The sequence below is a fragment of the Sphingopyxis sp. LARHCG72 genome (genome assembly GCF_052871675.1).
Genome location: NZ_JBIXJU010000001.1, coordinates 704,690 through 717,271, shown reverse-complemented (window position 1 = coordinate 717,271; position 12,582 = coordinate 704,690). Strand labels below are relative to the sequence as shown.

Sequence of the window (12,582 nt, the reverse complement as noted above, 5' to 3'; positions counted from 1 at the left end):
GCCTTACCCGAGCAGGCTCTTCGATGCCTGCTCGGTCACGTCGCGCGACAGGCCGGGCTGCGCGAGGATGCGCGCCAGTTCGGCCTTCATCATCGCGGCGCGCTCTTCGTCGAACCGTTTCCAGCGGCCGAGCGGCGGGATCATCTTCGCCGCGGTTTGCGGGTTCTTCGGATCGAGCGCGATGACAAGGTCGGCGATCAGCCGGTAGCCCGCGCCATCGGCGCGGTGGAACGCCGCCTGATTGCCCGTCAGCGCACCATAGAGCGAGCGTACGCGGTTGGGGTTCGCGAGTGTGAAATCGGCGTGCTGCGCCAGTTCCTTCACCGCATCGGCGGTATCGGGGCGCAGCGACCAGGCCTGCACCTGGAACCATTTGTCGAGCACGAGCGGATTGTCGCGATAGCGCTGATAAAAAATGTCGAGCGCGGCCACGCGTTCGTCGCTGTCGCCGTGCGCAAGCGTCGCCAGCGCGGCCTGCCGTTCGGTCATCCCGTCGGCGTCGGAGAAGATGCGGAATGCCAGCGCAGGGGCGTCGTCCGCCCCGGTTGCCGCGAGATAGGCCAGCGCGACGCCGCGCAGGCGGCGGCCACCCTTGGCTTCGCGCGACAGATCGGTCGCCGGCGGGGCGTGCCCGGCAAGGACCGCCCGCCACTCGGCATCGAGCGCGGCGCCGATCGCCGCCTGCAGCGCGAGCCGCTCGCGCCGGATCGCGTCGGGATCGACGGTGACCATCTGGTCGCCGATGAAGGCTTCGCTCGGCAGCAGCACCGCCTCGGCGACGAAGGCGGGGTCGCTCTCGCGGCCCGCCAGCGTCTGCGCCACTGCCTCGATCACCGCGCCATTGTCGGCCGTCTTGCCGGCAACCGCCGCGACCAGCGTGTCGAGCATCAGCTGTTGCAGCGCTTCATAGCGCGCAAAGGGGTCGTCATCGTGCGCGGCGAGCCAGGCGAGTTCGCCCTCCACGCGCGCGAAATCGACGATCACCGGCGCCGAAAAGCCGCGGTTGATCGAAAGCATCGGGCGGCTGCGATAATGACCGAGCGGCACCGTCATTTCGGCAGCGTCCAGCAGCACGAGCTGCTCGGCCTCTTCGCCATGGCCGCCGTCGAGGTCATAGGCCTTGATCCGCAGCGGGATCAGCATCGGCGCCTTGTCGGGCTGGCCCGGCGTCGGCGGGACGGCCTGTGTCAGGTGGAGCATGCGCTCGCCCGTCGCCGCGTCGGTGTCGATCCGCGCAGTGATGCGCGGCGTGCCTGCCTGACCGTACCACAGGCGGAACTGCGTCAGGTCGATGCCCGCGCCGTCCTCGATCGCGCGCACAAAATCCTCGCACGTCGCCGCCTCGCCATCGTGGCGATCGAAATAGAGGTCGGTGCCTTTGCGGAAGCGTTCGGGGCCAACCATCGTCGCCATCATGCGGATGATCTCGGCGCCCTTGTTATAGATGGTCGCGGTGTAGAAGTTCGAGATTTCCTGGAAACTGTCGGGGCGGATCGGGTGCGCGAGCGGCCCGGCGTCCTCCGGAAACTGCGCGGCGCGAAGCAGGCGGACGTCCTCGATCCGCTTGACCGGGGGAGATCCCATGTCGGCCGAGAAATTCTGGTCGCGAAAGACGGTGAAGCCTTCCTTCAGGCTGAGCTGGAACCAGTCGCGGCAGGTCACGCGATTGCCCGACCAGTTATGGAAATATTCGTGCGCGACGACGCCCTCGACCCCGTCATAATCGACGTCGGTCGCCGTATCGGGGTCGGCGAGGATGTAACGCGTGTTGAAGACGTTGAGCCCCTTATTCTCCATCGCCCCCATGTTGAAATCGCTGACCGCGACGATGTTGAACAGGTCGAGGTCATATTCGCGGCCATAGACGCGCTCGTCCCACGCCATGCTGTCCTTCAGCGCCTGCATCGCATGGCCTGTGCGCCCCTCGTCGCCGCCCCGGACCCAGATGCCCAGTTCGACCTCGCGCCCCGACATCGTCGTGAAGCTGTCCTTGTTGACGACAAGGTCGCCCGCGACGAGCGCGAACAGATAGGAGGGCTTCGGCCATGGATCTTCCCATAGCGCCCAGTGCGCGCCGCCCGCCCCTTCGCCCTGCTCGATACAATTGCCGTTCGACAACAGGATCGGGAACTGCGCCTTGTCGCCTTCCATCCGCACCTTGTAGCGGCTCAGCACGTCGGGCCGGTCGGGGTGGAAGGTGATGCGGCGGAAGCCCTCGGCCTCGCACTGGGTGCAGAGCATGCCGTTCGACGCGTAGAGGCCCATCAATTGCGTGTTCGTCGCCGGGTTGATGACCGTATCGACCTCGACCGTCGCCGCGGTCCGCTCGCCAAGGTCGACGATCAGGTCGCTGCCGTCCATGCGCCAGTCGTTCCATACTTCGCCATCGACGCGCACAGCCGCCGGGGTCAGCCCGTCGCCGCGCAGCGTCAGCGGCACTGGCGCATCGGCATCACGCACGACCGATAACGCCGCGCCGACCCTGGTTTCGTCGACCCCCAGCGCGAAATCGAGCGCGATGTCGGGAACCTGCCATTCGGGCGGGCGGTAATCGCCGCGATGGATGGTGACGGGAACGGCGGGCGTTGAAGAGGCGTCGGTCATGCGATCGATCTAGGCACAGCGCCGCCGACGCGCAATAAGGCGCGCGATGGGACAGATGCTGATTTTCGGAATGGGTTATGCCGCGAGCCACCTCGCCGACCGGCTGCGCGCGCGCGGCTGGGAGGTCGCGGGAACGACACGCGACGGACGCACGGGCAGCATCGCCTTTGCCGACGACGCCGCGGTACTCGCGGCGCTGCGCGGCGCCACGCATATCCTGTCGTCGGTGCCGCCCGCCGGGGGCGCCGATCCGGTGCTCGCCCGCTATGACGATGCGATCGCCCTCGCCCCCGCCACATGGACCGGCTATCTCTCATCGACGGGCGTCTATGGCGACGCGGAAGGCGCGTGGGTCGACGAAAGCGCGCCGGTCAAAGGCCGCCGTCCCGACCGCAACGCCGCCGACGCCGCTTGGGAATGCCTGCGCGGCGATATTCGCATCTTCCGCCTCCCCGGCATCTATGGCCCGGGCCGGTCGATCCTCGATCGCATATCCGAGGGCCGCGCGCACCGGATCGACTTGGCCGAACAAGTTTTCAGCCGCGTCCATGTCGATGACATCGCGGGCGGCGTCATCGCCTCGTTCCGGGGTCCGGCAGGGGTCTACAATCTCGCCGACGACGAGCCCTGCCATCAGAACCGGCTCGTCGAATGGGGCTGCGCGATGCTCGGTGCTCCGCTGCCGCCGCTACAATCCCTCGACGAGGCCGGCCTGTCGCCCGCCGCGCGCGCCTTCTATGCCGAAAACCGCCGCGTCGCGAACGGCAAGGCGAAGCGCCTGCTTGGCTGGAATCCGCGCTATCCGAGTTTTCGCGAGGGGTTGGCGGCGAGCGGCTAGATCAGAACATCGACCGTGTGGATCAGCACGCCGACGAGGCCGCCGACGAGCGTGCCGTTGATGCGGATATATTGCAGGTCGTCGCCGACCGCATTTTCGAGCCGGTCGGTGATCGTCTTCGCGTCCCAGCCGCGGATCGTGTCCGAGACGAGCTTGAGCGCGGTCTCGCCATAGCTGTCGACGACGCCGACGACCGCGCGGCGCGCATAGCGGTTGAGCGTGCGCTTGATCCCCGCATCCTCGCCGAGCATCGCACCGAACTGGGTGACGAGTTCGCCGATCCGCCCCGCGAGCATCGTATCGGGGTTGCGCGCGGCCTTGAGCAGCGCGGTGCGCCCCTGTTCCCACAATCCGTCGAGCCAGCGCTTCACCGCCTTGTTTTCGAGCAGTTCGTCGCGCACCTTCGCGACCTTCGCCTTCACCTCCGGGTCGTGCTGGAGGTCGAGCGCCATCTTGGCGAGCCCTTCCTCGACGCGGATGCGCAGCGGGTGCGTCTCGTCGACCGCCATTTCGCTGAGCAGCTTCGACAGCCCCGCGACGATGCGGTTCGAAATGCTTTCGTCGAGCCCGGTGAAGCGCACGATCGCGTTGCTATTGTCGTGCACCATCTGGTGGATCAGATGCTCGTTGAGTTCGAGCGTCTTCGACCCCCATTTGACCATCGCGTCGAGCAAGGGCTGGTGCCGCCCCTCGGCGAGCGCGGCTTGCAGCGCCTGGCCGAGCAGCGGCGCGACGTCGAGTTCGCGCAGGCGGTCGGCGATCGCCGATTTGACCATGCCGCCGAGGCGTTGCTGGTCGAGCGCGCCGAGCCCGTCGGCGATGATCCGCGACGCGCCGAGCCGCAGCCGCCCGCCGCCCTCGCCGGGTTCGGACAGGAATTTGCCGACCGCACCCGCGACATCGACCGTCTGCATCTTGCGCGCGATCAGGCCCGGCAGCAGGAAGTTGGTGAGCAGGAAGCGCGCGAGCGTGTCGCCGATGCGGTTCTTGTTGCGCGGGACGATGGCCGTATGGGGAATGGGCAGCCCCATCGGGTGGCGAAACAGCGCGGTCACCGCAAACCAGTCGGCAAGCCCGCCGACCATCGCCGCCTCGGCAAAGGCGCGAACGAAACCGATCGCCGGATGGACGTCCTGAAAATATTTGGCGCCGATGAAGACAAACGCCATGACGACGAGCAGGCCCGTCGCGACGACGCGGATATTCGACCCTTTCGCCGGAATGGCGACGCCAATCGGGCGGTGAAGCGTACGGTCCGTCATGCACACCAAATGGCGAAATGCCGCAAAGGTTGCAACCGGCGCAGTGGCTTACCGCGCCGGCCGATCCCCTTTACTCCGCCGGTTCCGGAGCGATCTGCCCGTGCGGCTTGCTGTCGTCGCCCTTCTTGTAGGTCAGAAGGTTGCGCGAGAAGAAGCGGCCGAGGCGCTTTTCGATGCTGTCGGCGAGGCTGAAGCCCGCGGGGACGATCAGCAAGGTGAGCAGCGTCGACAGGATCAGGCCGCCGATCACGACGACGCCCATCGGCGCGCGCCACGCCCCGTCGCCCGACAGCGAGATCGCCGTCGGCACCATGCCCGCGACCATCGCGACGGTCGTCATCACGATCGGCTGCGCGCGCTTGCGCCCGGCGTCGAGCAGCGCCTCCATCTTGCCGACGCCATGATCCATCTCCTCGATCGCGAAATCGACGAGCAGAATCGAGTTCTTCGCCACGATGCCGAGCAGCATCAGGAGGCCGATGTAGACGGGCATCGAGATTTCCATGCCGGTGACCGCGAGGCCGAGCAGGCCGCCGAGCGGCGCGAGCAGCAGCGACGACATGTTGACCAGCGGCGACAGGAAGCGGCGGTAGAGGAGCACGAGCGTCGAGAAGACGAGCATCAGCCCCGACACGACCGCGATCATGAAGTTGGTGATCAGTTCGGCTTGCCACTTGGCGTCGCCCTGGATGACCTTGCGGATACCCTGCGGCATATTCTTGACCGCGGGCAGCGCATCGATCTTTTTCTGCGCTTCGCCCGTAACGAGGCCCGGGGCGAGGTCGGCGCCGATCACGATGCGCCGCGTCTGGTTATAGCGGCGCAATTCGGTCGGCCCGGCGCCGAAGCCGATTTCGGCGACCGATTTCAGCGGCACCGTGGTTCCGCGCGACGTCGGCACCGGCAGATTCTCGATCGTCGCGAGGCTGCGGCGCGAATCTTCGGACAGCAGCACGCGGATCGGGATCTGGCGATCCGAGAGCGAGAATTTCGCCGCATTCTGATCGATGTCACCCAAGGTCGCGATGCGGATCGTCTGGCTGAGCGATGCTGTCGTCACGCCGAGTTCGGCGGCGAGGTCCATCCGCGGGTTGACGATGATTTCGGGGCGCGGAATGTCGCCCTCGATCCGCGGCGCGCGCAGTTCCTTCACCCCGCCCATCTGCTCGACGATCAGGCGCGCGTGCTTTTCGAGCGCGACCGGGTCGTCGCCGCCGATGACCATCGTGATGTCGCGGCCCGAGAAGCCGCCCGACTGGCTCTGGAACGACACGCGCGCATCGGGGATTGCCGCCAGCTTCGGTTGCAGGCTGCGTTCCCATTCGACACTGCTCATCGGGCGCTCTTTCTTGAGCGTGATGAAGGCGTTCCCGCCACCGACATTGACGTCGTAGAATGCCGTTTCAACGACCGGGCTGTTGTCGAGGATCGCGCCGATCTGCCGGACAATTTCCTCGCTCTGCGCCAGCGTCGAACCCGGCGGCAGCTCATAACGCACCTGGCTGTAATCGCTGTTGATCGTCGGCTGGAACTGCTGCGGCAGGACCATGAACAAGAGGATGCTCGACGCGAAAGCGAGGAAGCCGATACCGACGATCCACACGCGATGGTCGAACAGGCGGGCGTAGGCGCGCTGCACCATGAACTTCGCCCAATGCGTGTACGCCCACTGGCGCATGCCCAACACATGCGCGAGCGCGCCGAGGAGGATCGCGACAAGGCTTGCCCCGAGGAAAACGAAGAGCGCGGTGAACGGCGTCTGCAGCAGGAAGTAGAGCGCCGGATTGGGACCGTCCTGCCCCGCCGGGACCGGCTGGAAATAGTTGAAGATGGCGAACAGGACATAGAGTCCGCCGAGCACAAGTGGCACGCCCAGATAGGCCAGCTTCGTCGGCGCCGCTTCGTAACGCCCGCGCACCGCCTGATGCTTCGTGCTGTCGAGCGTCCAGGCGAGCACCTTTTCATAACGGTCGACCCACGGCCCCGACGCATGGTCCTGCTCGCCCTGCGCCGACAGGAAATAGGCGGCGATCATCGGCGTGATCATGCGCGCGACCGCGAGGCTGACGAGCACCGCAAAGACGACGGTCATGCCGAACTGGATGAAGAACTGGCCCGACACGCCCGGCATCAGGGCGACGGGGAGGAAGACCGCGACGATCGACATCGTCGTGGCGACGACCGCGAGGCCGATTTCGTCGGCGGCGTCGATCGACGCCTGATAGGCGGTCTTGCCCATGCGCATATGTCTGACGATATTCTCGATCTCGACGATCGCATCGTCGACGAGCACGCCGGCGACGAGGCTGAGCGCGAGCAGCGACAGGCTGTTCAGCGAGAAGCCCATCAGGTCCATGAACCAGAAGGTCGGGATCGCCGACAGCGGGATCGCCAGCGCGCTGATCAGCGTCGCGCGCCAGTCGCGCAGGAACAGGAAGACGACGACGACCGCGAGCACCGCGCCCTCGATCATCGCGAGCATCGAGCTGCGATATTGTTCCTTGGTATATTCGGTGCGCGTGAAGAGGATCTTGAAGTCGACCTTGGGGTTGTTCTTCTTGATCTCCTCGAGCTTCTTCATCGTCTCGTCGTGGATCGTGACGTCCGACGCGCCTTTCGCCTTCTCGATCGAGAAGCTGAGCACCTGCCGCCCCTTGATCTTCGCAAGGTTGCGCTGTTCGGCATAACCGTCGGTGACCTTCGCGATATCCGACAGGCGAATGGTGCGGCCGTTGCCGATCGACAGGCGCGTTTCGCCGAGCTGGAACGCGTTGGCGGCGTTGCCGAGCACGCGCACCGCCTGTTCGGACCCGGCGATTTCGGTGCGCCCGCCAGCGGCGTTGACGTTCGTCTGCCGCAGCTGCTGGTTCACCTGGCTGGCGGTCAGGCCATAGCTTTGCATCCGTGCCGGATCGAGGATCACGCGGATTTCGCGGTCGACACCGCCCGAGCGGCGCACCTGGCTCATGCCGGGGATCGAGAGCAATTCCTTGGCGACGCTGTTGTCGACGAACCACGACAGCTGTTCGAGCGTCATGTCCGACGCCTCGACCGCGAAATAGGTGATCGGGCCGCCCGCAATATCGACGCGCACCACCTGCGGTTCGAGAATGCCGTCGGGCAGGTCGCTGCGGATCTGCGAAATCGCCTGGTTGACGTCGTTATAGGCGCGGTCGATCGGGGTTCCGATCGCGAACTGCACCATCGTGCGGCTGTTGCCTTCGCCGACATAGGACGACATTTCGTCGACGCCGCTGACCCCGCGCACCGCCGCCTCGACACGCTGGGTCACCTGCGTTTCAAGCTCCGACGGCGCCGCGCCGGGCTGCGCGACGATCACCTGTACCGCGGGGAATTCGATGTCCGGATTGTCGTTGACGTCCATCCGGTTGAAGCTGACGATACCCGCCAGCAACAGCAGCACGAACATGACGATCGGCGGCACCGGATTGCGGATGCACCAGGCGGAGATGTTGCGGAAGCTCATGATTCAGACGCCTTTGTGCGGGACCGGCCCGGATTGCCTTATTGCGACGATTTCTGGACCACCGGCTTCACCTTGTCGCCGGGGTTGAGGAAGGCGCCCGCGAGCACGACGACGCGTTCGGTGCCGTCGAGCCCCGACGCAATCGACACGCCATCGTCGGTCACGGTACCGACCTTGACCAGACGGCGCTGGATCTGGTTCTTGTTGTCGACGATCAGCACGAAATTGCCTTCGGGACCGCTCTGCACCGCGCTTTCGGGAAGCATCGGCGCCTGTTCGGTGCCCGCGACGAGGCGCGCATCGGCGAAGCCGCCGGGACGGAGCGCCGCGCTGTACGGGACCGCGATGCGCACCATGCCCTGCCGCGTGTCGGGATTGACCACCGGCGACACCTGCCACACCTGTCCCGCGATCTGCACATTGGTGCCGACGGGGTTGACCGTCGCGCGCGTGCCGACGCGGACGCGCTGGAGGTCGGCCTCGGCCATCTGCGCCATCATTTCCATCTCGCCGCCGCGCGCCATGCGGAACAGCACGCCGCTGCCCGCGCCGACGATCTGGCCGGTCTCCACCTGGCGCGTGAGCACCAGGCCCGCCGCCGGGGCGACGATGTTGAGGCGGCCGTTGCGCGCCTGCGCCTCGGCATGTTGCGCCTGCGCGACGCGGACGCGCGCGTTGGCGGCGTCGCGGGTCGCGCGCTTGCGGTCCATGTCGGCCTTTGAAATGAAGCCGCGGCCGACCAGCGCCTGCGCGCGTTCGAGTTCGGCCTGCGCCAGATCGGCATCGGCCTGCGCGACGCGGATCGAGGCGGCGAGGCTGGCCGCCTGCTGCGCCTGGACCGAGCGGTCGATGATCGCGAGCGGCTGGCCGGCATTGACCCACTGGCCGGGCTCGACGAGCACGCGGACGACCTGACCGCCCTCGCCGGCGACGCCGACGGGCATTTCGCGGCGCGCCGCGATCGTGCCGTTGGTCGAGATCGTCGCTTCGACCGACTGGCGGCCGGGGACGACGACCGTGATGTTGGGAATGCTGGCAGCGCCGGGTCCGCCCGCAGCGCCCTCGCCGCCGGCTGCGCCGCCCTTGCTCGAGCTGAAGGCGTACCATGTCGCCGCGAGCGCAAGCGCGATCAGCACCAGCGCGACGATCAGCCGCGTCCGGTTCCGGCGGCTGTCCGCCTCTTCATAATAGCTCTGCGTGCCCGCCAGGCTGTCCATCGAATCCACTTTCCGCTCGTAGTTCACGCCGATTCCCTCCCTGACTTGCGCGGCTTCCGGTACGGCAGGCACGACAGCGCCCATCCCCCTTCACCCCGCACGACAGGATCGATCCTGCACGAGGTGTATTACCTAATTAAACCACCACTGGCAAGAGGCGAAACTTCGCCCACTCCCCGCGCCCCGGACGGCGGGCCATAGGCGTATCTGCGTGCGATTTCCAGTTGTTACGGACATGAAAAAGGGCGGCGCGCCCCAGGGGCGGCCACCCTTTGTCTTTGCGCCGATCCCGTAGGAGCGACTGTCAGCTGGCGGCGGTCAGCGAACGCGACCGCGCCGGACGAGGTTGACGATCCCGAGCAGGATCACCGCGCCGATGAAGGCGGTCAGCAAGGTCATCGGGTCAAAGGCGTCGCCCCGCAAATGGCCACCGCCGAGGAAGCTGCCGAAAAGGAAGCGTCCGAGGATGGAGCCGATGCAGCCGACGATGATGTTGAGGAAGATACCCTGCTGCGCGTCGGTGCGCATCACGATGCTGGCGAGCCAGCCGATGATGCCGCCCATGATGATAGCAATAATCCAAGTCATAAGATGACCCCCTACGATCGGTGTTGGCGCCTGACCTTGCAGGCATCACGTTGGTAACCCAAATATTTGATATCGCCTAGCGGAATGGCGGCGGCGCCATGACGCCCCGCCGCCTGCCGGTTCAGCGGACGCTGCCGCGCCGGACGAGGTTGATGATGCCGAGCAGCACCACCGCGCCGATAAAGGCCCACAGCAGCCCGACCGGGCTGAACGTATCGAGGCTGGCCCCCATGCCGAAAAAGCTGCCGAGGAAATTGCCGAGGAACGCGCCGACGATCCCGACGACGACGTTGAGGATAATCCCCTGCTGCGCATCGGTGCGCATGACGATGCTGGCCAGCCAGCCGATGATGCCGCCGACGATCAAAGTGATGATCAAACCCATGATTTTCCCTTCCCTGAAGCGGCCGGGCAAACGCCGACACCCGGCGATCATATGAACGTCCGGTCGCGCCCGGACATCGTTTCAACGATGACACAGGAATGCGGCCCGGGCGGGAAAGGTTCCCGGCCGGCCCGCGCGGGCTCGGCCGGGAAAGTGGGATCGGTTCCTGATCGGGAACGTCTCCGGGTCGCAATTTTGCGATTAAGCAGCCGCGTTTGACGCTGTTGTGACGAAACGCACGGCCGCGAAAATAAATGGGCAAGGGGAAATGTGGCGACGGGCCGCGTCAGGACGCGGTGGGGAGCTTCGGCCGCGCGGCGACAAGCCATATACCGAACGCGCATACGAAATGGGGGCCGGCATCGCTGCCAACCCCCACTATCCGGCTTTGCCCCACGTACTTCGCTCCACCTCATCCCGTTCCGCTTTTCTTGCGATCAGCGGCCCGCAAAACGATGCGTCGCGGCGCACGCCGGAACAATCCGGCGACGGTTTGGTCGGCCCCCTTTCGGGGGCCGGCCGCACCTGGAAAGCCCTTCATCATCTCTTCTTGCGTCCGCCGAAGCAGTCGCTGTCCAAGCGATGGACTGCATTTCCTGTACCCGATCGGGTCCGCATCAACTCGTGGGAATCGCTGCGTTCCGTGACCAGGCTATCGGTCGATTTCCTCGTCAATCCGTCCGTTCTCTTCTGGCTAGTCTTGCAACTACCCTTGATGTCCCGGTGGTTTGTCGTCTCTGTCGTCCGATGATTTGAAGCTGACATGAAGCTTCGGACCCGCCAACAAAAAAGGAGCGAAAAGCGGCCGCGAACCGCCCCCGCTTGTGGATAAGTCCGGCATTAGCAACAAGCGGATTCGCCGCAGCATTTTTGTAACAGCAGTGCAGCATTTTCGGATTCGGTTTCAGACCGAATCGCATCAGCCGATCGGCTCCGCGAGTCGCGACTCGGCGCCCGGCCCAAAAAAAAAGCGGGACCCGCAGGCCCCGCTCCTTTTCACAAGGGTCGAAGGACGATCAACCCTTCACGGTCACCTCGACCCGGCGCGCCGCCGAATTGTCGGTGCCCGTCGTCGTCGCCTCGGCGGGTTTTTCCAGCACGACCCGATCGGCCGCGAAGCCGAGCTTCTCGAGCGCCGCCTTGACGCTCTGCGCGCGGTTCTTCGACAGTTCGGCGTTGGCGGCCGCATTGCCCGTCGGGTCGTTATAGCCCGAGACCGCGAGCGTCGCGGCCGGGTTGGCGTCGAGATAGGCCTTCACCGACGATGCCGCGGTCTTCAGGTCGTTCGACACCTCCGATTTGCCCGTGTCGAAATAGACGGTGAGCATCGGCTTGCCCTCGCGGTCCGCCGCGACGACGCCCGCGCCCGCGGGGATCGCCGCCGCGGTGGCCGTGCCGGTCGCGCCGGTCGTATCGACGGTGCCATCGCCCGGCGCTATAGTCTCGCTGATCGCCGTGTCGTCGGTGGCCGGCGCGACCGCAGCGTCCTGTTTCGAGCAATAGCGCAGGCCGAAGAAGAGCAGCGCGGCGAGAACGAGGGCGAGAAGCAGCCAACCGAGCCAGCCCATGCCGCCGCCACTGTCGCCGCTGCTGCCGATATCGCCGGTGCCGCCCGAATAGGCCTGTTGCGGACTCGCCGCAGCGGGCGCCGGGTCCACGGGCGCGGCCGCCGGTGGAGGCGCTGCGGCCGCGGGCGCCGCCGCGGAAGCCCCGGCGAGGCCCGCCGCCGCAAGCGGGGCGGCGGATGCGCCCGGATCGTCCTTGGGAGCATCGCCGTCGGTACCGCCGATGGCCGCCATCGCTGCGGCCGCACCGGCGCCGCCGACCGCGCCCGCAGCGCCGCCGAACAGCGTGAGCAGGCCGAAATGCCGCGCGAGGAGATAATAGACGGTGACGCGGTTCTTGGTCCGGTCGCCCTTCATCTGTTCGCCGACATTCGCGATCGCCGCGTCGAGCGTCGCATCGTCATCGGTCAGCCCCAGCTTCTTCTTGAGGAAATTCTCGCGAACGCGGTCGGTTTCCTTCTTGTCGGTAAAGGAGACAAGCGAGGAATCGCGATTTCGAAGTGCGATGCCCAGATATTTGACGATCGCCGACACCACCGCCTCGTCGGCGTCCGCGACATATTTCCTGACATCCGCCAGCCAATCTTCTGCCATGCGATTATCCTCCTGCCAGACGCAAGAATTCGCCGTCAGACG

At 66.1% G+C, this 12,582-nt stretch carries 8 protein-coding genes; 1 reads left to right on the top strand and 7 read right to left on the bottom strand.

What is annotated here, in order from left to right:
• Positions 1-3: 3 nt before the first annotated feature.
• Positions 4-2,604 (bottom strand): aminopeptidase N, encoded by a 2,601-nt coding sequence (pepN, locus tag ACIPPQ_RS03455; RefSeq protein WP_446542797.1) that lies wholly within the window; start codon positions 2,602-2,604, stop codon positions 4-6.
• Positions 2,605-2,650: 46 nt separating this feature from the next.
• Between pepN and ACIPPQ_RS03450 the strand changes: the two genes are divergently transcribed.
• Positions 2,651-3,442, top strand: coding sequence for an SDR family NAD(P)-dependent oxidoreductase (locus tag ACIPPQ_RS03450; RefSeq protein WP_446542796.1), 792 nt, complete (start codon positions 2,651-2,653; stop codon positions 3,440-3,442).
• Here the strand turns inward: ACIPPQ_RS03450 and ACIPPQ_RS03445 are convergent.
• From ACIPPQ_RS03445 to ACIPPQ_RS03420, 6 genes are all read right to left on the bottom strand, one after another.
• Positions 3,439-4,704, bottom strand: coding sequence for a DUF445 domain-containing protein (locus tag ACIPPQ_RS03445; protein WP_446542795.1), 1,266 nt, complete (start codon positions 4,702-4,704; stop codon positions 3,439-3,441). The two genes, ACIPPQ_RS03450 and ACIPPQ_RS03445, sit on opposite strands and share 4 nt — an antisense overlap.
• A 70-nt stretch (positions 4,705-4,774) precedes the next feature.
• On the bottom strand, positions 4,775-8,191 hold the full coding sequence (locus tag ACIPPQ_RS03440) for an efflux RND transporter permease subunit (RefSeq protein WP_446542794.1): 3,417 nt from the start codon (positions 8,189-8,191) through the stop codon (positions 4,775-4,777).
• Between the two features lie 38 nt (positions 8,192-8,229).
• Complete coding sequence (locus ACIPPQ_RS03435; RefSeq protein ID WP_446542793.1) at positions 8,230-9,408, bottom strand: efflux RND transporter periplasmic adaptor subunit; 1,179 nt, start codon at positions 9,406-9,408, stop codon at positions 8,230-8,232.
• A 318-nt stretch (positions 9,409-9,726) separates the two neighbouring features.
• On the bottom strand, positions 9,727-9,996 hold the full coding sequence (locus tag ACIPPQ_RS03430; protein WP_037555525.1) for a GlsB/YeaQ/YmgE family stress response membrane protein: 270 nt from the start codon (positions 9,994-9,996) through the stop codon (positions 9,727-9,729).
• A 121-nt stretch (positions 9,997-10,117) separates the two neighbouring features.
• Positions 10,118-10,381, bottom strand: a complete 264-nt coding sequence (locus tag ACIPPQ_RS03425) for a GlsB/YeaQ/YmgE family stress response membrane protein (RefSeq protein WP_137871287.1) — start codon at positions 10,379-10,381, stop codon at positions 10,118-10,120.
• A gap of 1,016 nt (positions 10,382-11,397) precedes the next feature.
• Entirely contained in the window at positions 11,398-12,540 is a 1,143-nt protein-coding gene (locus tag ACIPPQ_RS03420) for a DUF2853 family protein (protein WP_446542792.1), read from the bottom strand.
• Positions 12,541-12,582: the final 42 nt, after the last annotated feature.